This window comes from Mycobacterium marinum (genome assembly GCF_003391395.1).
Lineage (GTDB): Bacteria > Actinomycetota > Actinomycetes > Mycobacteriales > Mycobacteriaceae > Mycobacterium > Mycobacterium marinum.
On sequence record NZ_CP024190.1, the window covers coordinates 4,770,685 to 4,796,370 of the forward strand.

General features: G+C 65.1%; 20 protein-coding genes, 1 tRNA gene and 4 pseudogenes. 10 read left to right on the forward strand and 15 right to left on the reverse strand.

The genetic code is table 11. The features are described from left to right. The first annotated feature begins 13 nt into the window (after positions 1-13). From CCUG20998_RS19895 to CCUG20998_RS19920, 6 genes and pseudogenes are all read left to right on the forward strand, one after another. Positions 14-833 (forward strand): annotated as a pseudogene (locus CCUG20998_RS19895) (enoyl-CoA hydratase/isomerase family protein). A gap of 2 nt (positions 834-835) precedes the next feature. Then, positions 836-1,648: an enoyl-CoA hydratase/isomerase family protein gene (locus CCUG20998_RS19900; protein ID WP_036456538.1), complete on the forward strand. Its 813-nt coding sequence runs from the start codon at positions 836-838 to the stop codon at positions 1,646-1,648. Beyond that, on the forward strand, positions 1,639-2,454 hold the full coding sequence (locus tag CCUG20998_RS19905) for an enoyl-CoA hydratase/isomerase family protein (protein WP_051173384.1): 816 nt from the start codon (positions 1,639-1,641) through the stop codon (positions 2,452-2,454). Before CCUG20998_RS19900 ends, CCUG20998_RS19905 begins: the two co-directional genes overlap by 10 nt. After that, positions 2,454-3,936 (forward strand): annotated as a pseudogene (locus CCUG20998_RS19910) (class I adenylate-forming enzyme family protein). The gene CCUG20998_RS19905 and the pseudogene CCUG20998_RS19910 overlap by 1 nt, the downstream one beginning before the upstream one ends. Next, positions 3,926-5,524: pseudogene (locus CCUG20998_RS19915) on the forward strand (class I adenylate-forming enzyme family protein). Before CCUG20998_RS19910 ends, CCUG20998_RS19915 begins: the two co-directional pseudogenes overlap by 11 nt. Then, positions 5,517-7,044 (forward strand): annotated as a pseudogene (locus CCUG20998_RS19920) (class I adenylate-forming enzyme family protein). The pseudogenes CCUG20998_RS19915 and CCUG20998_RS19920 overlap by 8 nt, the downstream one beginning before the upstream one ends. 315 nt (positions 7,045-7,359) lie before the next feature. On the opposite strand, the gene CCUG20998_RS19925 reads toward CCUG20998_RS19920, so the two are convergent. The 6 genes from CCUG20998_RS19925 to fabG all read right to left on the reverse strand — a co-directional run bounded on the left by CCUG20998_RS19925 (position 7,360) and on the right by fabG (position 13,037). Further along, positions 7,360-7,725: an Rv1352/Rv1906c domain-containing protein gene (locus CCUG20998_RS19925; protein WP_012395619.1), complete on the reverse strand. Its 366-nt coding sequence runs from the start codon at positions 7,723-7,725 to the stop codon at positions 7,360-7,362. A gap of 196 nt (positions 7,726-7,921) precedes the next feature. Beyond that, positions 7,922-8,635: a GntR family transcriptional regulator gene (locus CCUG20998_RS19930; protein WP_012395620.1), complete on the reverse strand. Its 714-nt coding sequence runs from the start codon at positions 8,633-8,635 to the stop codon at positions 7,922-7,924. 13 nt (positions 8,636-8,648) lie between these two features. Next, positions 8,649-9,842, reverse strand: coding sequence for an acyl-CoA dehydrogenase family protein (locus tag CCUG20998_RS19935; RefSeq protein WP_012395621.1), 1,194 nt, complete (start codon positions 9,840-9,842; stop codon positions 8,649-8,651). Continuing rightward, positions 9,839-11,068, reverse strand: coding sequence for a CoA transferase (locus CCUG20998_RS19940; protein ID WP_036456215.1), 1,230 nt, complete (start codon positions 11,066-11,068; stop codon positions 9,839-9,841). Before CCUG20998_RS19940 ends, CCUG20998_RS19935 begins: the two co-directional genes overlap by 4 nt. Before the next feature lie 2 nt (positions 11,069-11,070). Continuing rightward, a complete protein-coding gene (locus tag CCUG20998_RS19945; RefSeq protein ID WP_020730088.1) occupies positions 11,071-12,294 on the reverse strand; it encodes an acetyl-CoA C-acetyltransferase in 1,224 nt (407 codons plus the stop codon). Next, a complete protein-coding gene (fabG, locus tag CCUG20998_RS19950) occupies positions 12,291-13,037 on the reverse strand; it encodes a 3-oxoacyl-ACP reductase FabG (protein WP_103653956.1) in 747 nt (248 codons plus the stop codon). Before fabG ends, CCUG20998_RS19945 begins: the two co-directional genes overlap by 4 nt. Positions 13,038-13,155: 118 nt before the next feature. Here fabG and CCUG20998_RS19955 point away from each other — a divergent pair, with 118 nt between their 5' ends. Continuing rightward, a complete protein-coding gene (locus CCUG20998_RS19955) occupies positions 13,156-14,319 on the forward strand; it encodes an acyl-CoA dehydrogenase family protein (protein WP_012395625.1) in 1,164 nt (387 codons plus the stop codon). 2 nt (positions 14,320-14,321) lie between these two features. On the opposite strand, the gene CCUG20998_RS19960 is transcribed toward CCUG20998_RS19955, so the two are convergent. The 5 genes from CCUG20998_RS19960 to CCUG20998_RS19975 all read right to left on the reverse strand — a co-directional run bounded on the left by CCUG20998_RS19960 (position 14,322) and on the right by CCUG20998_RS19975 (position 20,390). Further along, the gene (locus CCUG20998_RS19960; RefSeq protein ID WP_020730087.1) at positions 14,322-15,389 is read right to left on the reverse strand and encodes a phosphotransferase family protein; all 1,068 of its coding nucleotides are present in this window, start codon (positions 15,387-15,389) and stop codon (positions 14,322-14,324) included. Positions 15,390-15,442: 53 nt separating this feature from the next. Beyond that, positions 15,443-17,182, reverse strand: a complete 1,740-nt coding sequence (locus CCUG20998_RS19965; RefSeq protein WP_020730086.1) for an ABC transporter ATP-binding protein — start codon at positions 17,180-17,182, stop codon at positions 15,443-15,445. Beyond that, positions 17,179-19,803, reverse strand: a complete 2,625-nt coding sequence (locus CCUG20998_RS19970; protein WP_036456214.1) for an ABC transporter ATP-binding protein/permease — start codon at positions 19,801-19,803, stop codon at positions 17,179-17,181. The genes CCUG20998_RS19965 and CCUG20998_RS19970 overlap by 4 nt, the downstream gene beginning before the upstream one ends. 157 nt (positions 19,804-19,960) lie before the next feature. Further along, positions 19,961-20,101 (reverse strand): hypothetical protein, encoded by a 141-nt coding sequence (locus CCUG20998_RS28005; protein WP_162604321.1) that lies wholly within the window; start codon positions 20,099-20,101, stop codon positions 19,961-19,963. 205 nt (positions 20,102-20,306) lie between these two features. Then, positions 20,307-20,390 (reverse strand) — tRNA-Leu (locus CCUG20998_RS19975). A gap of 149 nt (positions 20,391-20,539) precedes the next feature. Between CCUG20998_RS19975 and CCUG20998_RS19980 the strand changes: the two genes are divergently transcribed. Both CCUG20998_RS19980 and CCUG20998_RS19985 read left to right on the forward strand, forming a co-directional pair. Continuing rightward, positions 20,540-20,932, forward strand: a complete 393-nt coding sequence (locus CCUG20998_RS19980; protein ID WP_020730081.1) for a lipoprotein — start codon at positions 20,540-20,542, stop codon at positions 20,930-20,932. Next, positions 20,929-21,291 (forward strand): DUF3817 domain-containing protein, encoded by a 363-nt coding sequence (locus CCUG20998_RS19985; protein ID WP_020730080.1) that lies wholly within the window; start codon positions 20,929-20,931, stop codon positions 21,289-21,291. Before CCUG20998_RS19980 ends, CCUG20998_RS19985 begins: the two co-directional genes overlap by 4 nt. 21 nt (positions 21,292-21,312) lie before the next feature. Here CCUG20998_RS19985 and rdgB read toward each other — a convergent pair whose 3' ends face one another. The 4 genes from rdgB to CCUG20998_RS20005 form a co-directional block, all read right to left on the reverse strand. Then, positions 21,313-21,927 (reverse strand): RdgB/HAM1 family non-canonical purine NTP pyrophosphatase, encoded by a 615-nt coding sequence (gene rdgB / locus CCUG20998_RS19990; RefSeq protein ID WP_172607205.1) that lies wholly within the window; start codon positions 21,925-21,927, stop codon positions 21,313-21,315. Between the two features lie 152 nt (positions 21,928-22,079). Then, positions 22,080-22,622: a DUF4395 domain-containing protein gene (locus CCUG20998_RS19995; RefSeq protein ID WP_050674599.1), complete on the reverse strand. Its 543-nt coding sequence runs from the start codon at positions 22,620-22,622 to the stop codon at positions 22,080-22,082. Positions 22,623-22,902: 280 nt separating this feature from the next. Further along, positions 22,903-23,682, reverse strand: coding sequence for a ribonuclease PH (gene rph / locus CCUG20998_RS20000; protein ID WP_015356669.1), 780 nt, complete (start codon positions 23,680-23,682; stop codon positions 22,903-22,905). 101 nt (positions 23,683-23,783) lie between these two features. Beyond that, on the reverse strand, positions 23,784-24,557 hold the full coding sequence (locus tag CCUG20998_RS20005) for a cyclic nucleotide-degrading phosphodiesterase (protein WP_020726136.1): 774 nt from the start codon (positions 24,555-24,557) through the stop codon (positions 23,784-23,786). 377 nt (positions 24,558-24,934) lie between these two features. On the opposite strand from CCUG20998_RS20005, the gene CCUG20998_RS20015 reads away from it, so the two are divergent. Then, on the forward strand, positions 24,935-25,660 hold the full coding sequence (locus tag CCUG20998_RS20015; protein WP_020730074.1) for a hypothetical protein: 726 nt from the start codon (positions 24,935-24,937) through the stop codon (positions 25,658-25,660). The last annotated feature ends 26 nt before the right edge of the window (positions 25,661-25,686 follow it).

The window sequence follows — 25,686 nt, forward strand, 5'->3', positions numbered from 1 at the left end:
GCCGGATTCGACGGTGAGTCTCGAGGCCGACTCGGCCGGGCCCGAGGGGTCGGTGACATCGCGCCGCGATGGCACCCTGCTGCGAATCACGCTCGATCGACCTTCACGGCGTAATTCGTTGACTCAGAACATGATCGAGATGTTGCTCGATACGCTGGGCGCCGCCGCCACTGACGATTCGCTGCGTGCGATTCTGATCCGGGGTGCCGGTGCCGATTTTCTGCGCCGGCGCCGATTGGGTCGCGGCCAGCACCGGCACCCAACGCCCTCGCACCGGCGACCTGCTAAGGCGAATTCCGCACGCCGCGCACCGCGTCATCGAACTCCTGCACACCATCCACCTCCCGGTCGTGTGCGGTGTCCAAGGGTGGGCTGCCGGGCTGGGCGCCAACCTGGCGCTCGCCGCCGACTTCACCGTGGCCAGCAGTGATGCCACGTTCTGGGAACCTTTCGTAGTCCGCGGGTTCAGCCCGGACTCGGGATCTACCTGGCTGCTGCCGCGCCTGGTCGGCTTGGCCCGGGCCCGGCGGATGCTGCTGCTTGGCGAGCAGGTGACCGCGCCCGAGGCAGCCGACTGGGGCTTGATCCACCAAGTCGTCGATGCGACGGCCCTCGACAGCGCGGTCGACGAGCTGCTCACCCGACTGTCTTGCGGGCCGACTGTTGCGATCGGGCTTGCCAAGCAGGCCCTGAACCACGGCCAGCACGCAACCCTGACCGAGTCGATGACACATGAACTGTTCAACCTCGAACTAACTTGTCGGACATCCGATTTCAAAGAGGGTTTGACCGCAGTCCGGCAACATCACACGCCGAAATTCGAGGGACGATGACCATGCCTGGCGACGCGTTCGACACCATCGGCTGCGAGCTCGACGGACACACCGCCACCATCACGCTCAACCGACCTCACGCCCTCAACGCGCTGAGTCCACACATGATCACCGAGTTGCGAGCCGCCTACGCCGAAGCCGAAGGTAACGACCGGGTGTGGCTGACCATCGTCACCGGCACGGGTCGCGCCTTCTGCACCGGGGCGGACGTGAAGGCCATTCCAGGTGACGGCAAGGTGATCTACGAGCGGCCCTACCTGGCAACCTACGAACAGTGGGAGGCGCCCCAAGAAGGTACGCCGCCATTTCGCAGCATGGCCAAACCCGTACTGACCGCAGTAAACGGCATCTGCTGCGGTGCCGGACTGGACTGGGTCACTACATCGGACATCGTCATCGCGTCGGAGGCAGCAACGTTCTTCGACCCACACGTCAGCATCAGCCTGGTGGCCGGGCGTGAGCTGGTAAGGCTGGCCCGAGTGCTACCGCGATCGGTCGCGCTGAGGATGGCGCTGGTCGGCAAGCACGAGCGGATGGATGCGAGGCGCGCCTTCGACCTCGGCTTGATCAGCGAGGTGGTCGAGGACGACCGGCTGCTCGCGCGGGCACACGAGATCGCCGATATGGTCAACCGCAATGCCCCGCTGGCCGTCCGGGGTACTCGCCTGGCCATTCTCAAAGGGATCGACCTGCCGCTACACGAAGCCGAGATGCTCGCCGAGGCATTCCGCGAGCGGGTACTGCGGACCCGGGATGCGCTCGAAGGCCCCAGAGCCTTCGCGGAGAAGCGAGACCCGGATTGGCAATGCCAGTGACACCGCAGCGGTCCGAGAAACCGGACTTCACAACCATCCTGGTCGACGTCAACACCACCGACCACGTCGCCACCATCACGCTGCATGGGCCCGAGCAACTCAACGCGTTCAACCGCACCATGTGCGAAGAGATGGCAGCGGCCTGGCACCTGATCAAACACGACGAATCGGTGCACGCGGTGGTATTGCGGGCGGCCGGCAGCCGTGCGTTCAGTGCGGGTCTCGACATCAAGACTCCGTACGGACAACCCAAAAATATCTGGAACCATGAGGATCCCGGCGAGTTCCTGAGCCCGAAATGGCAGAAGATGTGGAAGCCCGTGGTGTGCGCCGTTCAAGGCATGTGCACCGCGGGCGCGTTCTACTTCATCAATGAGTCCGACGTCGTCATCTGCTCCACAGGGGCAACATTCTTCGACTCGCACGTCTCGGCGGGTCTGGTCTGCGCGCTGGAGCCGATTGGCTTGATGCGGCGGATCGGCCTGGGCGAGACGCTGCGAATCGCCCTGATGGGCAACGACGAACGGGTCGGCGCCGAAACCGCACTAAGGATCGGTTTGGTATCCGAAGTGGTCGCGCCACAGCGGTTATGGGAGCGGGCACACGAGATCGCGGCGACGATCGCCGCCAAGCCGCCCTCCGCGACGCAGGGCACCGTGAAAGCGATCTGGGAGTCGCTGGACAAGCCCTACCGCGCCGCGGTGGAGCAGGGGCTGATCCACACCCGACTGGGCAACCCACTGGGCAGGGCCGAACTGGCCGACCTACCGCCCCGTCCTGACGGCAGCGAACCGAAGACTCGTTGATGTCGAATCACCCCCTGAGTCACCGCATCGCCGTCACCCTGGACCTGCAACCAGACGCCCGCGCTGTCGAGTACGACCGCGCCTGGCTGTCCTGGGGACAACTCGGCGCTGCGACCCGGCGAGTGGCCGCACTCGCCGCCAAACAACCGAGCCCTGAAATCGGAATACTGTTGCGTAATCGTCCCGCACAGATGGCCGCGTTCCTCGGCGTCCTACTCTCCGGTGCCACCGTGGTCACCATCAACCCGTCACGCGGCGACGAACGCACCAGAGCCGACATCGCCGCTTTGGAGCTGCCGCTGATCGCCGGATCGGACGAGGACCTTGCGCTCCTGGTGACCAATACGACGGACAGCGCCACCGTGTCCCTATCGGATCTGTTCGACCACCCCGGCGAACCCGGCGACCACACCACCCGCGGCGCCGGTGCGGACGTCGCGGTGCGAATGTTGACCAGCGGCACAACCGGTCCGCCCAAGCGGGTCGACCTGAGCTACGACATGCTCGCCCGCAGCGTCATGGGCCCAGCCCCGGATCGCGACCCGGCGCCCACCGAACCCCGACGCGGAGTTGCCATCGTGAACTCAGCGCTGGTGCATATCGGCGGTGTCTACCGAGTGCTGCAGTGCATCGCGCAAGCCCGCCCCTTTGTGCTGCTGGACCGATTCGAGCTGAACGCCTGGGCCGCGGCGGTACGCAAACATCGGCCCCGCACCGTATCGCTGGTGCCTGCCGCGTTGCGGACGGTGCTGCACTCCGACCTCACCCGCGCCGACCTCGCCAGCGTCCGCACCGTCACCTGCGGCACCGCCCCCCTGGCCCCCGACGATGCCGATGCGTTCACCGAGAAGTACGGCATTCCCGTGCTAACTTCTTATGCGGCAACCGAGTTCGGCAGCGGCGTGGCCGGCTGGACCCTCGCAGATCACTCGCGATATTGGCACACCAAACGCGGTAGCGTCGGCCGGGCCAACCCGGGTACGCAACTTCGGATCGTCGATACCGACGGCGCCCCGGTCGAGCGGGCTAGCCTGGGCCTACTCGAGGTCAAGCCAGCCCAGTTGGGTGTTTCGGCCCCGTGGGTGCGTACCACCGATGTCGCCCGAATCGACGCGGATGGCTTTGTCTGGATTGTCGGGCGAGCCGATCAGGCGATCATTCGTGGAGGTTTCAAGGTGCTGCCCGACGATGTGCGAGCGGCGTTGGAGAGCCATCCGGCGGTGGCAGCTGCCGCGGTAGTGGGCCGATCCGACCAGCGCCTCGGTCAAACTCCGGTTTGCCATGGTCGAACTGCGCGGTTCCGCCGACATCGGCGGTGCCGAGCTGGTGGAGTATCTGCGAACGCGGTTGTCCGGCTACGAGATCCCAACCCAGATTTCGATCGTCGCCGAAATTCCGAGAACAGCGTCGGGCAAGCCTGACCTCGGCGCAATCCGGCACTACTTTGGTGCCGCCGGTTCCCGCACGGATCATGGCGGCTGACTGCCCGACGGTCGCGCAGATCCTGCGCCGCCAAGCCCGTTGTCGCCCAGATCACTCGTTCTTGGTGTGCGATAGCGACCGGATCAGCTACGCCTAGGCCGATCTGCGTTCGGCGGAGCTGGCCCGCGGGCTGAGCGCCCTGGGCATCGGCAAGGCAGCACATGTCGGGTTGCTCTACCCGAACGGCTCCGACTTCGTCATCGGGATGCTCGCCGCGGCTCGAATCGGCGCGGTGGTCATCCCGATTTCCACCTTCGTCACGCCCCGGGAGCTGCACGAGCAGCTGGTCGACAGCGACACCCAGATCCTATTGAGCGCCGATACATTCCGCTCCCACGACTACGCGGGCCGATTGAGGCAACTACTTGGCGACACCGGCTTCGACGGAGAAGATCGGCTGTTCTCGAGGGCAATCCCGCAGTTGCGGACGGCCTGGGTCAGCTATCGTCGCGGGGCACCACGACGTACCCGCAGTATCGAGTGCGTCTACCGCCTCAGCCAGACCATCGACCCCACAATGCTGCGCGCGCTGGAAGATGACGTCGACGGCTCTGATGTACTGGCGATCGTGTACACGTCGGGCACCACCAGTGCCCCCAAGGGAGTCGTGCACACCCACAGCGCGCTGTTGAGACATCAGCAGAGTCTCAACGTCATTCGCGGACTGAGCACCGACGACAAGTTGTTCTGCAACTCGCCATTCTGCTGGATCGGCGGGTTCGCCTTTGGGCTGCTGGCCACACTGCTCGCCGGATCGACACTGGTGTGTTCCAACGCCCACGCCGCTACCACCCTTGACCTGCTCGAGCGGGAAAAGCCGACCATGACAAACGGTTTCGCTTCCACAGTTGCACGGCTAGCCAACCATCCTAGCTTTGGTAGACGGGACCTTTCATCGATGCGCCGCGGCAATCTGTATCCGATCATGGCACCCGAAGCCAGACCGGTAGATCCCGAACTGCGGCACAACATGCTGGGGATGACCGAAGCCGGCAGCATCGTGCTGATCAGCGCCGACGAGTCAGACCAGCCCGAATCCCGGCGCGGGTCGTTCGGTAAACCCGCACCCGGGTTCGACACCATCATCATCGAGCCCGGCACCGGGGAAGTCGTCAACGTCGGCCAGGTTGGCGAACTGTGCATTCGTGGGCCCTTCGTCATGCAGGGCTACTACAAACGTAGCCGCGAGGAATGCTTCGATGCCGACGGCTGGTTCCATACCGGCGACTTGGTACGGGCCGACCAAGACGGATACATGTACTTCACCGGCCGTCTGAGCTCGCTGATCAAAACCGCGGGCGCAAACGTCTCGCCGGCCGAGGTCGAAAGGGCGATCGCCAAGCTGGGCATGGTGGCTCATGTCGTGGGCATCCCCGATCCCCAGCGCGGACAGGTGGTGGCCGCCGTGCTCGTCGTTGCAGACGGTGTCGGAGCGCTTGACGAGCTGGCGCTGCGCGAACGACTCGAGACGGAGTTGTCGGCCTACAAGATTCCGACCCGCTTCGCCACCTTGCCCCCCAGCGAGATCCCGCTGCTGTCCAGCGGCAAGGTCGATACGCACCAACTGAAGAAGTGCTTCGATGCCTGACACCATCGACCACCTGGTGCGGTCGCAGGCCGCCCGGCACGGCGCCAAGCCCATGGTGATCGATCAGGCAAGTCGACTGCGCTACCGCGAACTTGATTCGTCCACATCGGATTTGGCTGCGGCATTCATCCAAGCGGGTGTCGGCAAGGGCACTCGCGTTGGCCTGATCATGCCCAACGGTGTGCGCTGGGTACAGATCGCGATAGCGCTGACCCGCATCGGTGCGGTGCTGGTTCCGTTGAGCACTTTGTTGCGCCCCCGCGAGTTGGCATCGCAACTTCGTTCGGCCGCGGTGCAGTTCCTGATCAGCGTGCCGGAGTTCCGTGGCCACCGATACTTCGACGCAGTTGAGTCGGTACCTAAAACCGAACTTCCAGCGTTGCAACGAGTTTGGGCGGACGACCAAGTCAGCTCTTCCAATGCCGGTGCCCGGGCACTCCGGATGGTCGAGCCGATCGCCAAAACAGTCACCGCGGCGGACACCCTGGTGATCATGTTCACCTCGGGCAGCACCGGAGCCCCCAAAGGGGTCCTGCATTCCCATGGAAGCGCTTTGGGCGCGGTGCGATCGGGCCCTGACCGCGCGCCGCATCACCTCGGCCACCCGGCTGTATCTGCCGATGCCGTTCTTCTGGGTGGGCGGGTTTGGTGGCGGAATCCTCTCGGCGCTGCTCGCGGGAGCCACCCTGGTGACCGGGGCGCGGCCGTTCCCCGAGAACACCTTGCGCCTGCTGGAGGCAGAGCGCGTCACGATGTTTCGTGGGTGGCCTGATCAGGCCGAGGCGCTCGCGCGGCACCCAAGCAGTGTCGACGTTGACCTTTCGGCTCTGCAGCCCGGCAGCCTACAGGCACTGCTACCACCCGAACGACGTGCCCAGCCCGGGGCACGGGCGAGGTTGTTCGGCATGACAGAAGCATTCGGACCGTATTGCGGCTACCGCGCCGACACCGATATGCCGCCCACCGCGTGGGGCAGCTGCGGCAAGCCTTTTCCCGGAATGGAAATCCGCATCGTGGACCCTGAGACCGGCACCCGAGTCCCCGCGGAAACGATAGGCCAGATCCAGATCAGGGGGCCGCACACGCTACGCGGCCTCTGCCGGCGCAGCCGCGAAGAGGTCTTCACCGCTGATGGCTACTACTGCAGCGGCGATCTCGGCCACCTCGACGCGAACGGCTACCTGTTCTACCACGGCAGGTCCGACGACATGTTCAAGGTCAGCGGTGCCACTGTCTACCCCGTGGAGGTCGAAACCGCCTTGCGGACAATTGACGGCGTCTCCAACGCCTTCGTCACCAACGTGGCTGGCGCCCAGGGACAACGGGTGGCTGCAGCGGTGGTGTGCAGCACCCCGGCACTCACCTCCGAGGACCTCAGAACGTCGGCGGGCCAGGTGCTGAGCGCCTTCAAGGTTCCGACGGTGTGGCTGCTCTTGGCCGACGACGCTGATATTCCACGCGGCCCGACCGGCAAGGTTGATCTCCAGCGGCTGCGCGACATGCTGGCCAACACCGCATGACGCCTGCGAGCTCCGGCCGATATCTAGGATCCCGGAAATGACGTCGGTCGATGTTGCCGTCGACATCGTGATCGACGGGACGCACCGTAGTCGCCGAGTACTGCTGCAATCCGGACAACGCCACCCAGTGGTATGCGAACATCAAAGCTGTGCGGTGGCAGATGCCAAAGCCACTCGAGTTGGACCCGGCCCACCGATTCGTGATGCGCACGGCCCGGGGCCCGTTGCCGATGCAGACCACTTACGCCTGGACGGACGAGGCGATCTACGCAGGCGCAAAACGATTCTCCAACATTGACCGCAGCTCGGGTGGGGCTATCCGACCCGCATCCAGAGTTTGCAGTTCATCGTTTGAAAGGCCGCGACCGTTGGCGGGATCACCACCGACATCGGCCCCATGGAGGTATTGGTGTCGATGATGTCATCGGTGCTCGCCGCGGGTGTGCTGTGAGTCGACCACGAGCAGGTTGAAAGCTCCGATACCCGTCCGAAGACCAAGATGAGCGGATTGGCCGGCCCCTCGGTGCGGTAGGTGCCCGGCAGCATGTCGGTGCCGACGAGAAATACCCCATTCCCGGGTATCTGATCACCTGGATCGGCAACGGTCGGTGCGGCGAACACGCAGGCTGTCATACAGGCAACAATTCCGGCGGTTGCGCCGGACAAAGACGCTAGGGCCATGGTGTTCCTCTCCCGGTAGCGTTGCCCGCCCTATACGAAGCGTATTCCCCGACGCACTCGGGCAACAACAGATCGCACCAAACTGGGTGCGGATATTCGACCGGACCCAGCAAACACCACACCGGGGCAGCAACCGGCAGGCCTGGCGCGCGAAGGGTGACCCTCCCGTCCGGCCCACGGGGCCGAGCCAGCACCGCTAGCCCCCTCGGGCCCGCTCGGCCGCGGACCCGGACGGCGCCGACTCCGCAACCACTCCCCGGGCGATGAGATGGTCGATCAACGGAACTGCGCTGGAGGCGAGGTGTTCTGACATCGCGGTTCGGGCAGCCTTGTCATCGTGTTTCTTCAGCGCCACCAACACCCTCCGATGGTCTTTGACCGCCCGGGCGGGCCAGTGCTCGATGCCGGGGAACACCGATTCGGGTTGGTAGCGGGTGATCTGTGACATCAGTTGGGAGAGCCGCGGAGAATCCGCAGCAAGATTGATGGCGCGGTGGAACTCGTGGTTCAACCGGACCGTCCGCTCGTCGTCGTCAGCGGCGTAGGCTTCCTCGAGCTGCGCTTGTATCTGCTGCAGTTCAGCTAGCTGCGCGGCGCCGATGTTGATCGCGGCCCGCGCCGCCAGCTCGCCGCCAACGTGAGCCTGCACATATGCGACATCGGCAAGGTCGCGCTTGGTCAGCGGCAACACCACGAAGCCGCGATGCGGCTGTTGGGCAACCAGGCCTTCGGCGCGAAGTGCGAACAGCGCCTCACGCACCGGTGTGACACTAATCCCCAACTCGGCCGCTAACTGGTCCAGCCGTATGTATTTGCCCGCGGCGTAGTTGCCTTCGTATATCCTCTTGCGGACGTATCGCGCAACGTCGTCAGAAAGTTGTGGCCGCGCCGCGAATTCCGGATCAGTCATCGCCCTACTAGCCCTACTCTCGGTACTCGTGCAGTAGCCGCTTGCTGATGATGGACTTCTGAATTTCGCTGGTGCCCTCGCCGATGAGCAGGAATGGTGCATCACGCATCAGCCGCTCGATCTCGTACTCCTTTGAGTATCCGTAGCCGCCGTGGATGCGGAAGCTCTGCTGGGTGACTTCCGAACAATATTCGCTGGCAAGATATTTAGCCATTCCAGCCGCGACGTCATTGCGCTCACCGGAGTCCTTCAGCCGTGCCGCGTGGACCATCATCAGGTGTGCCGCCTCGACCTTGGTCGCCATCTCGGCCAACTGGAATGAAATGGCCTGGTGCTCGGCGATCGGCTTGCCGAAGGTGTGGCGTTGCTGCGCGTAGCGAACCGCCAGCTCGAAGGCGCGCAGGCCAACCCCGCAGGCTCGCGCCGATACGTTCACCCGGCCGACCTCGATTCCGTCCATCATCTGAAAGAAACCCTGTCCCGGGGTGCCACCGAGGATGTCGTCAGCGGTTGCCCGATAGCCATCGAATATGAGTTCGGTGGTATCGATGCCTTTGTAGCCCAGCTTGTCGATTTTTCCCGGAATTGTCAGGCCCGGCAACACTTCCCCGAACCCGGTTGGCTTCTCGACCAGAAATGCGGTCAGGTTGCGGTGCGGCTGGGCAGCGCCTTCGTCGGTTCGCACCAGCACCGCTACCAATGTCGAACTGCCACCGTTGGTCAGCCACATCTTCTGCCCGTCAATGGTGTAGTTGCCGTCCGCGCCGCGCGTGGCCCGGGTGCGGATCGCGGCAACATCGGAGCCCAGTTCGGGCTCTGACATCGAGAACGCACCGCGGGACTCCCCGGTGGCCATCCGCGGCAGAAAGCGTTGCCGCTGCTCCTCGGTGCCATGCTGGCGCAGCATGTAGGCCACGATGAAGTGGGTGTTGAGCACACCTGACACGCTCATCCAGCCACGGGCCAGCTCCTCCACGCACAACGCGTAGGTCAGCAGCGACTCGCCCAGCCCGCCGTACTGCTCCGGAATCATCAGGCCGAAAAGGCCGATGGAACGCATCTGCTCGACAATCTCGTGCGGATAGGCATCCTTGCGTTCCAGCTCGGACGCGTTGGGAATCACTTCCTTGTCGACGAATTGCCGTACCGTCGCGACAATCTCGGCCTGTAGTTCGGTTAGGCCCAGTGTCTGAGCGAGTTTGGTCACGCGTACTCCTTATCTTGCTGGCCGTCTGGACCGCCGATCGTCTTGGCGCTGGCCAAACGGGCGATATCTGCCGTCGTCAAACCCAGGTACTCGGTCAACACGTCGGCGGTGTGTTCTCCGAGCGCCGGGGCGGGCGCACCTGCGGGGTGACACCCGTCGAAAGCGGTCGGCAGGCCCGGAGCAAGGTAGTCCCCCACACCGGGCTGGCTCAGTTGAGAAAACAACGGGTTGGCAGTCACTTTCGGATCGGCTGCCACCTCCGCGAAAGTTCGGTACCGCTCGAAGAGCACAGTCGTGGCTGACAATGCCGCGCCGATCTGCTCGGCCGTGTGATCGGCGAACCAGGCGGCGAACAGACCATTGAGCACGCTGCGGTATCGGTATCGATCGCCTTCGGCATCGAAGTCCACCCCCAGCGCCTCGGCCAGCGCCGTTACCGCCGGACCGGTGCCGGTCACGTCGACCAGATCGCGAAAGTGCCGACGGGTCAGCGTGATGACCATGAACGATGTCCCGTCGCGGCTGGCGAAGTCCTGGCCGTACTGGCCGTAGATGGAGTTACCCAGCCGCTCACGCTGGGTACCGTTGACCTGCGGCTCGGTCAGCAGGCCCAGGTTTCCCGCCGTGGCCAGCGCCACGTCCTCCAACGCCAAACTGATCTGAGCTCCCGCCCCGGTCTGGTCGCGGCGGCGCAGCGCGGCAACCACGGCGAGCGCGGCGTAGAGCCCACAACTAACGTCCCACGCGGGCAGCACATGGTTGATCGGGCCGGCATGGTCGGCCGGACCGGTGACGAGCGGGAATCCGGTCGCCGCGTTGACGGTGTAGTCCACCCCGGTACCGCCGTCTCGCCGTCCCAGCAACTGCAGATGGATGACGTCAGAACGCGTGGCGGCCAATACTTCGTGGCTGAGCCAGGGCAGGCTGGCATTGGTCACCACGACTCCGTCGCCTTCCAGGACGAGGCGCTGGACCAGCCGCTGTCCTGCTGCCGAGCGCAGATCGATGGTGGCCGAACGCTTGCCCTTGTTCAGCCCGGTCCAGTAGATCGATGTGCCGCTGGCCGCCAGGGGCCAGCGGCCGATATCGGAGGCACCGCCGATCGGGTCGACGCGGATAACCTGCGCACCCAGCTGGCTCAGCGTCATGCCGCACAGCGGCGCCGCGACGAAGCTGGATACCTCTACAACGCTAATGCCGCTCAGCGGCAAGTCCGGCCCAGGCATGGCTACCCGACCCGCTCGAAGATCGCCGCCAGGCCCTGGCCGCCACCGATACACATCGTCTCCAGCCCGTAGCGCGCCTGACGGCGAGTGAGTTCACGAGCCAGGGTGGCCAGCATTCTGGCACCGGTCGCGCCCACCGGGTGGCCCAGCGAAATACCCGACCCGTGCACGTTGGTTCGGTCGCGGTCGGCGGCGCCGAAGTTCCATTCCCGCATCACCGCGAGCGCTTGGGCGGCAAACGCCTCGTTGAGTTCGATCAGATCGATGTCGGCCAAGCGCAGAGCCGCCTTGGCGAGCGCGGCCTCGGTGGCTGGTACCGGACCGATGCCCATGACGTCGGGCGCCACCCCGGCCAGGCCCCAGGACACCAAACGCACCAAAGGTCTCAGCCCGTACTCGTCGGCCTTCTCCGGTGTGGTCACCACGCACATCGATGCGGCGTCGTTTTGCCCGCTGGCATTGCCCGCCGTCACCGTCGCTTCGGGATCATCTTGGTGCAGAATGGGTTTGAGCCCGCTCAGGGCCTCCACCGAGGTGTCGGCGCGTGGATGTTCGTCGGTGTCGATCAATTCCTCGCCTTGGCGCGTTCGCACCGGAACGGCAATGGTCTCCTCGGCGAAAATTCCATCCTTCTGGGCTGCGACCGCACGCTGATGCGATGTCACCGCCAGCTCGTCTTGCTCCAAACGCGAAATACCGTACTGACGCCGTAGATTCTCGGCGGTCTCCAGCATCCCGCCCGGCACCGGGTAGTTTCTTCCCCCCGCGGTGACGCGGCCGCGAGCCAGTGCGTCGTGCACGCGTATTCCGCCGCGGGCACCGCCCCAGCGCATATCGGTGGAATAGAAAGTGACATTGCTCATGCTTTCGCAGCCTCCGGCAACGACGAGGTCGCTATCGCCGCTGCTGACTTGCTGGCAGGCCTGAATCACCGCTTGTAGCCCGGATCCGCAGCGCCGATCGACCTGCATACCGGGAACCGTCACCGGCAGGCCGGCATCCAGCGCCACCACCCGTCCGATGGCCGGGGCCTCGCTGCTGGGGTAGCAGTGCCCGAGGATCACATCCCCGACCGCAGCGGGCGCCAGGCCGGTGCGATCAAGCAGTCCGCGCAGCGCGACGACGCCCAGATCAACAGCGCTGTGTGACTTGAACATTCCGCCGTAGCGACCGATCGGTGTGCGGACGGGTTCGCAGATGACAGCCTGGCGCATAGCGGCACTCATATGAACCGTCCTCCCGTCACGTCCAGCACGGTGCCGGTCATATACGAGGACAGATCGCAGGCCAAAAACAAGGCAACACTAGCGACTTCGCTGGGTTCGCCGGCTCGCCCCATCGGCACTTCAGCCAACTTCTGGTCCCAGATACGTTGCGGCATGGCTTCTGTCATCGCCGAGCGGATCAAGCCCGGAGCGATGGCATTGACCCGGACACCGACGTGGGCGAGTTCTTTGGCGGCCGCCTTGGTCATCCCGACGATCCCGGCTTTGGCGGCGGAGTAGTTGGTCTGGCCGACCATCCCCACCTTGCCCGACACCGACGACATATTGACGATTGCGCCGCGCTTGTTTTCACGCATGATGGCCGCGGCCAGCCGGATGCCGTTCCAGGTGCCCTTCAGGTCCACATCGATGACCTGATCGAACTGCTCCTCGGTCATTTTGCGCATCGTCGCGTCACGAGTGATGCCGGCGTTGTTGACCATGATGTCCAAGCCACCGAACCGTTCCAGCGCGGTCTGCAGCAGCGTCTCGACCTCGTCGGCCTTGGTCACGTCACACCGCACCGCCACCGCGACCTCCCCGCCGCCCAACTGCTTGGCCGCGGCCTCAGTCGCCTCGAGGTTCACATCACCAAGGACTACCCGAGCACCCTCGGAAACGAACCGCTCCGCGATCGCCAAGCCCAAGCCCTGGGCCCCACCGGTAACTACCGCGATCTGACCGTTCAGCAACGACACCGACATCACACTTCCCTACGTCTTCTGGCCCTCGGAGGGCTCGGTCAGTCAAATATCATATTTCATATATGATCTTGCCGTGACAGCGGTGCCCAGGCGCCCACCCCAGAAGGAGCATCCGCCCATGACCGCCCCCCAGGTATCCGACGAGGACTTTGCGCAGATCCTGGCCCAGACCCGCCACTTCGTTCGCTCGGTTGTGCTGCCGCGTGAGCAGCAGATCCTCGACGAGGACCGGGTTCCCGAAGACCTACGTGACCAGGCCAAACAGATGGGACTGTTCGGATACGCGATACCGCCGCAGTGGGGCGGTCTTGGGCTGAATCTGGTGCAGGACGTCGAGCTGGCCATGGAATTGGGCTACACCTCACTGGCAGTGCGGTCGATGTTCGGCACCAACAACGGCATCGCCGGGCAAGTGCTAGTCGGGTTCGGCACCGATGAGCAGAAGGCGCGCTGGTTGGAGCCCATCGCGTCCGGCGACGTCGTCGCCTCTTTTGCCCTGACCGAACCGGGAGCCGGATCCAGCCCCGCCGGCCTGCGCACCAAAGCCGTTCGCGACGGCGATGATTGGCTGATTACGGGGCAAAAGCGTTTCATCACCAATGCGCCCGTCGCCGACCTGTTCGTGGTGTTCGCGCGCACTCGGCCCGCCAGCGACAAGAGCCCGGGCATCGCCGTGTTCCTGGTGCCCGCGCAGAGCGCCGGTGTCGAGGTGGGCGCCAAGGACGCCAAGATGGGCCAGGAAGGCGCGTGGACCGCTGACGTCAGCTTCACCGACGTCCGGGTTGACGACGCCGCGCTGGTCGGCGGCAGCGAGGACATCGGCTATCGAGCCGCAATGACCTCGTTGGCCCGCGGCCGGGTACACATAGCCGCGATCGCGGTGGGCGCCGCACAACGTGCGCTCGACGAGTCCGTGGCGTACGCATCCACCGCAACCCAGGGCGGTGTGACGATCGGCAGCTTTCAACTGGTCCAGGCGATGCTCGCCGACCAGCAGACCGGCGTGCTGGCGGGCCGCGCATTGGTGCGCGACGCCGCACGGATGTGGGTCTCCGGAGCGGATCGGCGGATCGCGCCGTCGGCGGCGAAACTATTCTGCACCGAAATGGCCGGTAAGGTGGCCGATCTCGCGGTGCAGATTCACGGCGGCAGTGGATACATGCGCGGAGTTCCGGTCGAACGCATCTACCGCGATGTCCGTCTGCTGCGGCTGTATGAGGGCACCAGCGAGATTCAGCAACTGATCATCGGGTCCAACCTGATCAAGGCCGCGAATCGATGACCTCAGCCGATCAGCTCTAGCGTCTCTAGATCCCGGATGGCCTGACAACCTCGCCCCAGCATGGTCAACACCATCTCGTCGCCACGCTCGGTGGCGGTGGCGAAAGCAAATCCGAGGGCCGAGATGAGGACCGTGTGCGGCATGCCCATTCGGTAGTCGCGCCAGCATGTTTCCCAGTCATATCCGGTGACGCCGTAGCTCAACAGCTTTCGGTGGTAGTCATCGACCAGGCTTTCCTCGATGTCCGAACGCACCTGGGAATTCAGGCTGGTTGCCGTGAAGTACCCAAGGTCTCGAGCCGGAAGGCCGATACCAAGGGTTTGCCAGTCGACCACGGCGACGCGGCGCAGGTCAGGGTCGAACAATAGATTGTCGAGCCGGTAGTCGCCGTGCAGCAGCGCAAACCGGTCCCGCTCGGCGAGCAACCACGGCGTCACCAGATTCATGGTCTCGGTGAAGGTTTCGCGGTCGGCGGCGCTGAGCCGATCACCGAGCTTGTCCAGGGTGATCTCCGCACTCATCCGCGCCACCTCACCAAGACCGTTGGCGAAAGGTTCATCCGGGAAAGGGAATGCGATCCCGGGCTGGTCCAGCCAAACCGGATCACACCAGCTCGGCCCGTGCAGCCCGGCCAGCGCAACGACGGCCAGCCGCGCCTCCCGTTCGCCGCAGCCCGTGAGCTGGTCGCCCTGCACCGCGGGCGCCTGATCCTCCAGCAGCAGCGCGAAATCCATTGCATCTTCTGTGATCTCGCAGTAAAAGCAGCGGGGGGTCGGAACCCGGACCCGATCGGCAACCGAAGAATAGAACGCACATTCGCTGCGATAACCGACGACGACTCGGTCCCGCACGGTGTCATCCTGAGCCGGCAATTTGATCACAAAGGTGTCCGGCAGACCCGCCGGATCCGGGTCATAGGTGACGGTCAGCCGATAGGTGGCTCCGGTCTGCCCGGTGCCGATCGGGACCACATCGACTCCCGATACCCCGACCGGTGTGCCGCGTTCGCCAAGGACCGCCGCCAGCCACTGCGGGGTTACGTCGGTGGGGTGGCGAGGGATGGAAACCAAGGCGGCCACCTAGCAACTGTAAGTCATACGGCATTAGTTTCGGCCGACCTGATCTAGCCGGTGCGGATCCGCCATTCGGCGGCATCGTGCTGCTGTCGCCAGAACTCATGGAAGCGCCCCTGGGCGGCGAGCAGCTCATCGATCGATCCGTCCTCGACCACTCGACCGTCCTCGACGAAGAGCACGCGGTCGGCATGACGGATGCTCGCCAGTCGGTGGGCGACGATCACCCGGGTGCGTGATTGCGGATCGGCCGTGAGTGCATCGACCACCGCGACCTCGTTCTCGGTGTCCAGCGCGCTGGTTGCTTCGTCGACCAGCAGCATCGGGGCGTCCTTGAGCAGGGCGCGCGCGATGCTGACCCGTTGGCGTTCACCGCCCGACAGCGCGGAACCGGCTTCGCCCACAACGGTGTCGGCGCCGTCGGGCAGCCTGTCGATCAGCTCGTCAACCCGCGCCAAGCGGATCGCCCGCCCCAATTGATCCTGGTCCGCACCCGGGTTTCCCGCCAGCACGTTCTCGCGGATCGAGCCATGAAACAGGTAGGGATGCTGGAACACCACGCTCGACAGCGTGCGACGGGTGTGCGCATCCAGCGTCGCGGCGTCGGCTCCGTCAATCAGGATGCGGCCTCCGGTCGGCTGGTGCAGACCCGCAATCAGCGCCAGGATCGTGCTCTTTCCCGATCCCGAGGGGCCCACGATCGCAGTCGTGGTACCCGGCTGCAGGCAGAAACTGACCCCGTCAAGCACCGGCTCGGTGGCGCCGTCGTAGTTGAATGCGACGTGGTCGAATTCGATCCGCGCCGCCGCAGGGCCGTCATGCAGCGTGGCGGTCCCGGCCGCCACGGCCGGTGCCGTCAACACCGACCGGATGCGATCGAGCATGGCGCGCACACTCTGCAGCGCGGGAGCGAGCTCGCTCACGGCGGTGAAGGGCTCCAGGTAACGGGCAATCACGACAATCAGGGCGATCGCCTCGGGAACCGTCAGCGTGCCGCCCACGGTCAGCGCCGCGGTCGCTCCGGCCAGCACGATGAGCGCCAGCTGGCTGGCGATGCTGAACAGCAGCTGGCCGGGGACCTGCATGGCGAACAACCGCATCAACGAGCCGTGCTGGCGCGCAAGCGCGGATCCGACCAGGCTGCGGGCAGGCTCGACACGACGCGCGGCACGTAGCGCCTGTTGGGTTCGGGCGAACTCGATGATGCGCTCAGTGAGCGCAATATTGGCTTCGTCGGCGACCTTGTCGGCACGTCGAGCAAATCGCCCCGACGCCCACAGCGCACCCAGCAGCAGGGGCACACCGGCAAGCGCGGCCAATCCCAGCTGCCAGGAAATGGGAAGCAGCGCCAGCCCGATGGCCAGTGGCAGCAGGACCGCCGAGACCAGCGGCGTCAGCAGGTAGACCACCAGTCCCACCAGTTCGGGCCCGCTGGCGGCGATCGCTTGACGGGCGGTCGCCGTGTTGTCTGCGGTGAACCAGTCCAGTCGCACACCGGGCAGCCGGTCTGCCACACCGTGCTGGGAATGGTCGAGCACAGCGAAACCCAGCTCGAAACCGACGCGTGCGCCGATGGCATCGATCACCCACCCGGATACCGTCGCAGCGGTCAGCCAGCCCAGCCACACCAACGCCTGCTGTGGGGTGCTGCTGAACAGGGCACCAATGAGCGGAACCAGCAGCACCGTGCCGATCGCGCGGACCACAACCGAAAGCACCCCAACCGCGGCGCACAGGATCAACTTGCCGCGGCGGTCCGCCGGCACCAGCCCTATCCAGGTGCGGATCATCGTGCGCCCTCCTGGATCGCGGCCAGCTCCACCTGATTGCCACAACCGGTCTCCCACAACCGTCGGTAGCGCCCGTAGGCGGCGAGCAGTTCATCGTGGGTACCGCGCTCGGCGATCTGGCCACGATCGAGGACCACGATCTGGTCGGCTCCGGTGATGGTATGCAGTCGGTGCGCGATGACCAGCACGGTGCGATCCTTGGTCAGCCGATTAAGTGCTTGCTGCACCAGGTATTCCGATTCGGGATCCGCATACGCGGTGGCCTCGTCGAGGATGAGCACCGGTGTATCGGCCAGGATGGCGCGGGCGATGGTGAGACGCTGCCGTTCGCCGCCCGACAACGCGGCGCCGGCTCCCAGCACGGTGTCGTAGCCATCGCGCAACCGCAGCACGCGGTCATGGATCTGGGCCTGGCCGGCCGCGGCCTGGATCTGCTCGGCCGGTGCATCGGGAACGGCTAGCGCGATGTTCTCGGCAACAGTCCCGTGCACCAGCTGAGTCTCCTGCAGCACCAGCCCGACCCGCTCGTAGAGCTCATCGGCGGTGAGCGACCGAATATCTTGTCCCCCAACTCGTATCGAACCTTGCTCGACATCATGGAACCGAGCCAGCAGGGCGGCGAGGGTGGACTTGCCTGAGCCCGAAGGCCCGACGAGCGCGGTGACGGTGCCCGGACGCAGCTGCAGCGACACGTCCCGGATCACCGGCACTCCCGGCCGGTACCCGAAGCTGACCTTGTCGAACACCACCATCGCCGCCGAGTCGGCCTCGGCCAGCCCGGTGTGCTGTTCCAGTACCGGTTCATCGAGGGTGATTTGCAGCCGGCGAGCGGCCAGCACACCGGCGCTGATGCCGCCGATTCCGTAGGCGATGCCGAGTAGTCGGACACCGAACGTGGTGCCCAGCAATAAGAACGGCAGCAGATCTACCGGATCCATTCGGTGATTGATCACCAGCAGCGTGCCGGTGACGGCGATCAGCCACAGGAACGTCGAAGGCCGGGTCGCAAGGTCCATCATGGTCTTCTTGCCCACCAGCGGACGCTGCCAGGTGACCAGGAATTTGATGTACTCGTCGAGCTGGCGTTTGAAACTCGATGCCGCGGCGCCGCCAAAGACGCGAATCACCGGCTGACCCTCCAGATAGGCCCCGGCCTCATCGTTCATCCGCTCGGCCCAGCGCTGCGAGGCAACCATGCGCGAGCCGGACTGGACCGCAAGCGATGACGTCATCACCAGATACATCAGCACCGGGATGAGCAGAACCAGGGCAACCCGCCAGTCGACGATGAACAGGTAGACGAGCACCGCCACCGGGGCAACCACCGCGTTGACCGCGTCCGGAATCGCGTGCGTAACCAGATAGTGCAGCGACAGCGTGTCGTCCTGCACCAGTTGCTTGATGGAACCTGACCCGCGCCCGGTGAACCAACCCAACGGCAGCCCAGACATCTTGCCCAGCAGCCGCGCACGCAACCCGCGAGCAAAGCGGGCGTCAACCACGTGCAGCCACAGCGTGAGGGCGGCACCAAGCAACGTGCCAAGGCCCAGCAGCGAAACGGCGGCCAGCCCAACGTGCCAGAGCCGGGATTCTTGGGCCCCCGACAACAATATTCGGGCCAACTCAACCAGCAGCACGAACGGGGCCAGCTGCACCAGGGTGGCCACCACCTGCAGCACCCCGGACAGAATCAGGGCGAAACGTAGCGGCGCGAGCAACCGGCCCGCGGCCTGGGCACGCCAACTGCCGCGCGGCGTGGCCGCCACCGGCGATTGGGCTACCGGCTCCGGGGTTTCGGCCTGCGCCAGCGCGACTTCGGGTTGGTCATCGAGGCAAGTCGAAGCACCGCCTGCGGCGGCGTCTGGCACGCCTTCACGGCAGGTGCCCATCTCGCGGCCGGCGGTCCAATACGCCTGGGCGTGCACCACGGACTTGGGGAATCCGAATGCGTCGCGCAGCCGCTTGCGAACGTGTTTGAGGGCGGTGGCCTCCGGCGTCGCCCACGCATACCAGTCCGACCAGTCCCTGGTCTCGATTGCTTCGGCCAACGATGTCTCGTCTCGGCGGCGAACCCAATGCACCCGCAATCGGGGATGTGCCGTGATGGGGATGCGCGTGTCGTTGTCGTCGTGTTGTTCGAGATACATCTCGATTGGTACGTCGTCGGGAACCGTTCCGACGATCCCGTTCATCCCCGGGATCGACGCCGAGTCTCCGATCAGCAAATAGCCGGCGGGTTGCTCCTTGGGTACGTCGAAGCGCGACGAGCTACCCATCAGCGACATCACTGCGATCGTGGCGCCGGGTTGCACGGTGCGGGCCCACTGCGATGCGGGGCCGGCCGGTTCGTGCAACACCACGTCGACCGCGAAGCGGCCGGAAGCCGCATCGGCTTCGGAGAGGGTGTAAGCGCGCTGATACTCGGTGTTGGACCCCTTCGGGTCCGGGAACCAAAACCTCAGCCAGGCCGCGGGTTCGGCCTGAGCATCCTCGAAAAGCGTCGGCGAGACCATCCGGATCCGCAGGAAATGCGGTGCGATGTACACCGTTTCGATCACCGTTGCGGTGTGATCACGAGCGCCGAAACCGCGCAACACTGCGCCTTGCAACCCGCGTGCCATCAGCGATCCTCTCTCGAGACGGTGCGCCCCACCGCGACTTTCCCGATCCGGCGACCCGGCGCAATCTTCGCTACCGGCCCGCGGATCAACGCGGCCGACGACGGCCGCACCAACTCCGTAGGTACCCGACGATGGGCAACGGTCCGTTGCAGCACGATCACCTCACGTGTCCGGCCGGCGCCGCGGACACCGGGATCGTCGCGTCGGCACCCGACCGCGATGGCCCGGGCGCGCGACCAACTCGAATGGTGTCGTCCATCGCGTTGAGCGGCGTTCCCCCGCCCATACGTGACGTCATGGTTTTCATCGAATGCACACCTAGACCTAGGACCCCCACCGAATAAGGGTTGCCTTACTTTAAAGAATAAGGGTTACCTTACCTTAGAGCCCCACGTCTTCGCGCTCGTCGGCCCACCCCTGGTCCGGACGTACAGAAGGAGATAGAACGGCGCCGGCCACAAGCGACCGGCACCACCGGGCGTCAGCCCGGGAAACCACATCGGTGCGGGCGGAGGGACTCGAACCCTCAAGCTCTTTCGAGCACCGGCACCTAAAGCCGGCATGTTTGCCAATTTCATCACGCCCGCGCGCCTAGCGATATTACCCAGTCAGCCATCACACGAGACCTCAGCGGTACCGAACGCACCGTGACATCGGGTGCGGACTCGACCGTCGGGCCGTTGATCGCGACGGGCGGCATCAGCTCCCTACCGGGCCCGCGCGGTACCGTCAAGGGGTGTCCACCACCACCCCCCGCCGCCGCGCGCGCCGGCCCGCGCTGATCGCCCTGGTGATCATTGCGGCCAGCGGCTGCCTGGCGCTGGGCTGGTGGCAGTGGACCCGATTCGAGTCGACCTCGGGCAGCTTCCAAAATCTCGGCTACGCGCTGCAGTGGCCCATGTTCGCCTGGTTCTGCGTCTACGCCTACCGCAAGTTCGTGCGCTATGAGGAAACGCCCCCGCAGCCGCGCGACCCAGCAGCGGTGACGGAGATTCCCGCCGGACTGCTGCCGCAGCGAACCACGCCCGATCCGGCTGCGCCCGATGACCCCGCATTGCGCGAGTACAACGCCTACCTTGCCGCACTGGCCGAAGATGATGCCGAAAAGCAGAACAGGACTACCGCATGACCACACCCGAAACCCCCGAAGCGGGGCAGACCACAACGACCTTTCCGGTCGAGAAGATCCGTAGCGCCCTCGTCGGCTATCGCATCATGGCGTGGACGACCGGGATCTGGCTGATCGCGCTGTGCTACGAGATCGTGGTGCGTTACGTCGTCAAGGTGGACAACCCGCCCACCTGGATCGGCGTAGTCCACGGCTGGGTGTACTTCGCTTACCTGCTGTTCACCGCAAACCTGGCGGTCAAGGTCCGGTGGCCGATCGGCAAGACGGTGGGTGTGCTGCTCGCCGGCACGATCCCGCTGTTGGGCATCATCGTCGAGCACTTTCAGACCAAGGACATCAAGACGCGCTTCGCCGTGTAAGACCCCGCGCGGCGCCCCGGGTCAGGGTTGGGTTGTCACCAGGGCCCGCAGTGCGGGTAGCAACAGTGTCAACGCGCGCCCACGATGAGAGACCGCGTCCTTTTCCACCGGGCTTAGCTCGGCGGCGGTGCGGTTCGCGCCGTCGGCGATGAACACCGGGTCGTAACCGAACCCGCCGGCGCCGCGCGGCTCCTGCGCAACGGCACCGGGCCACTCGCCACGCACCACAACTTCGCCCGAGCCCGAGACCAGTGCGCACGCCGAGACGAATGCGGCGCCGCGGCGCTGCTCGGGTACGTCGCGCAACTGGGCCAGCAACAACGCTGTGTTGCCGGCGTCGTCCCCGTGGTTGCCAGACCACCGGGCGGAGAGCACGCCGGGCATCCCGTTGAGCGCGGCCACCGTCAAACCGGAGTCGTCGGCGACGCTGGGCAGACCGGTCGCAGCGAACGCTTCGCGCGCCTTGATCAGCGCGTTTTCCTCGAATGTCGCGCCGGTTTCGGGCGCTTCATCAAACGGCGCGACGTCATTGAGGGACACCAGGGTCACCCCCGACAATCCGGCGGCATCGAGCACCCGGCGAAGTTCGGCCAGCTTCTTGGCGTTGCGACTGGCCACCAGCAGCTTGGTCACCACTCACTCCGAAACATGGTCATCTCCTCTGCAGAAACGATCTCGGCTCGCTCCCGTCTCGCGGGTGCCGGCTGCAGACGCGGAGGGTCATCGCATCCTCAGCGTCAGTTGGGTGCTGCCCAGCGCTGGCCAAGCGCGCGGCCAGGGTCGCGAACCTACGCGCGACTTTCCAAGTTTATTGCTGGACTTTCCTGGTTGATTTCCGGTCGTGTCGCGATTCCCCTGACGTAAGGAACCTCGCAATCCTCACAACCCCAAATCAACTTGTGCATATAGCAGCCCACGCAAAATCCGAGCGTGGCCTCCGACCAGGTCAGGACAAAACAGATCGCGACAACAACCGCCATCGCCACGGGCGAGGCACCCAACAGCCGCATGGCAAGACACGTCGCCGCCAAGGCGGCACCGAGCAACCACGCAAAGCGTTTTGGCCGCGTCGGTTTCCACACCGGGCGAGTACCCATCGTCAACGCCGTGCCCAGAATTCCGGTTGGGCTCAACGGCGTTAGTCCCGTGGCCGCCGCGGCCAACATGTCAAAAAGCACGAACGGACCAACGATGATCACCGGATCGGTTTCCGGCCGCAGCAAAAGCAACGCGATGGTGATTGCCGAGATGATGTTCAGCAAACCCGCCCGCGCGCGCGTCGCGACTTCGTTGATGCGTGGTTCCGCATGTCCATGCGTCATCTGCCCCATTGCCCACCACGGGGTATTGAGAAAGGCATGCTCGAGTGGGACTCGCCGACTAACCATTAATTGATCCTAGAAACGTGACGGAACATTGGTTTTGGCAAAACTCAATTTGACGTCGCGAGTTTACCATAACGGCATGGCACGGAACGCTGACCAGCCATTTTGAGTCAACTAAAGTCAGCGAAAGCCAAGGCGAGCCAGCGGCAGCGACGTGCCCACCGCCGACCAATTTCCACCCCGAATCCACGCGGATTCGATGGCCCGGGAGGCCAGGTTGGCAGGCTCAGCTTCCGAACGCTTTCGACGGCGGCGGCCCTTCGGGCAATACACCCGGGTACGGCAGCGCCAAGGCATCACGCTGGGCGGCAAACAACGTGTCGCATGCCCCCAGCGCCATGTCCAGCAGCTTGTCCAAGGTCGACCGCGGGAACGTCGCGCCCTCACCGGTGCCCTGCACTTCAACCAGCGTCCCGGTGTCGGTGGCAACGACATTCATGTCGACCTCGGCGCGGGAGTCTTCCTCGTAAGGCAGGTCCACCCGAACCCGGCCATCGACCACACCCACGCTGACCGCAGCGATGGCGCAGGACAACGGCCTCGGATCCGACAACTTGCCGGCCGCCGCCAAGTAGTTCACCGCGTCTGCCAGTGCCACGTAGGCACCGGTGATGGCCGCGGTGCGGGTGCCGCCATCCGCCTGCAACACGTCACAGTCGACAGCGATGGTGTTCTCCCCCAGCGCCGCCAAGTCGATGCATGCCCGCAGCGACCGGCCGACCAGCCGGCTGATCTCCTGGGTGCGTCCGCCGACCCGCCCTTTCACCGATTCCCGGTCTGAGCGGGTGTGGGTTGCCGACGGCAGCATCGCGTATTCCGCGGTGAGCCACCCCAGCCCGGACCCCTTGCGCCAGCGCGGCACGCCTTCGGTGACGCTGGCCGTGCACATCACCTTGGTGCGACCGAATTCGATCAGTACCGAACCCGCGGGGTTTTCGGTGAACCCTCGGGTGATAACCACTGGGCGAAGCTCGTCGTCGCGGCGGCCGTCTTCTCGTTTGGACACGACGCCAACCCTAGCTCGACCGACAGAGACCAATCCGAGGGCGCCCGACACGCACGGGCGGCGCTGACGATCCGGGCCACCCGCGAGCCCGACGCAGCAGTTCAGCCCAGGCTGACTTCGAAAGTCTCGTCGCACACCACCGCGTGCACGGGGCCATCAAATTCCGCTTTGGCCTCGCTGATCACGTCCTCACGCGACGTCCACGGCGGGATGTGGGTCAGCAACAGTTCGCGAACACCGGCGCGGGCCGCGGCTCTCCCGGCCTCAGTCCCGGACAGGTGCAAGTCCGGCGGGCGATCCGGCGAGTGCGTCCAGGACGCCTCGCACAAGAAAACGTCAACGCCGCGAGCCAGCTCGATGAGCTGATCACACATTCCGGTGTCACCGCTGTACGCCAGCGATGCGCCGGTGGAATCGGTAAAGCGCATGCCGTAGGACTCAGTGGGATGTGCGACCACCGTCGGCACCACTGTGACGCCGCCAAGGGTCACCGGTTCGCCGTCGACCCAATGGCGCACATCGAAGATGTCCGAGCAATCGTCGATCTCTCCGCCGAAGGGTGATGACGCCGCGCCCAAACGAGACCAGGTGTCACTCGGGCCGTATAGCAACGCCTTACCTTTGGGGCGCGACGGGTGGTAACGCCGCCACACGAACAACCCCGGCATATCGAGGCAATGATCGGCGTGCAGATGCGACAAAAGCACATGCACGGATGCGGGATCCAGATGCCGCTGCAGCGCGCCCAGCACTCCCCCACCGAAGTCGATGACGATCGGTGGAGTGTCCGGAGCCCTCAGCAGATAACCCGACGCCGCCGAGTCCGGACCTACGACACTTCCGGAACATCCGAGCACCGTTATTCGCACGGACACTACTGTGCCATGCCCGTTACCTCGATGAGAAAAACATCGCCGCATTCGTTGATCAGAATCTTCCCGAGAATGCCGTTCTGCACTTTCAGCTTGCCAACGCGGCGACGTTTCGCTGCGCGGCTACCGGTCGCGTCGGCGTGACGATGTGGGACCTGACGGCGCGGACCGCTCGCAGCCAAAGCCGAGGCCCATCGCCGCGAAATTCCCTAAGCGGGCTTCGCGTGCCAAGGTAATGTGGCCGCACGCACCGGAAGGTAGGGACACTGTGCCGATGGAGTGGCCACCATTGACCTCAACAATGTCGAGGCCCGTGCCCGACGGACCCTCCACGCCCGGTTACGCCGACGCGTGCCGCTCGGCGAGAAGAAGTACCCGCCGTGGCTAAGGGGTCTGCCGAAACATCGGGCGACGAAGTATCCGGCAAGCCGCTGCCCGCGGACGAACCCGCGGACGAAGCGCAATCAAACCCGGCCGGCGCTGACTCCGACTCCGATGCAGAGCCCGACACCGAACCCGACTCGGAATCGGATGGCGAGCCCGACGCGGACGCCCCGGCCGAAACCGAGGACGCCTCCCAGCCGGAGGACTCGCGGCCACGACGCCGCCGACCCCACCTCAAGTCCAGTTGGGCCGCCGTGTTGGCCTGGGTCGTGCTGCCGAGCCTCGCGCTGCTGCTGGCAATCACCGCAGGTGTCCTCCGCTGGCAGTACGACACGATGCGTTACGCCCAGATCGCCGGGGTCCAAGCGCTGCAGGCCGCCCGGGAAGGCACGGTGGCGATGTTGTCGTACAAACCCGAGACAGTCGAAAAGGACCTGACCGCCGCCCAGGACCACCTCACCGGAACCTTCCGCGACTCCTACACCCAGCTGACCAAAGACGTGGTCATCCCCGGCGCCAAACAGCAACGGATTTCGGCGGTGGCTCGGGTGCCCGCGGCCGCCACCGTATCGGCGGATTGGGGCCATGCCGTGGTGCTTGTCTTCGTAGATCAGACCACGGTCATCGGCGACGACCCACCCACCGATATGGCATCGACGGTGCGAGTGAAACTCGACAAGGTCGGCGACCGTTGGCTGATCTCCGAATTCCAACCCATTTGAGATCTACGAGTGCACTAGCGCATTTG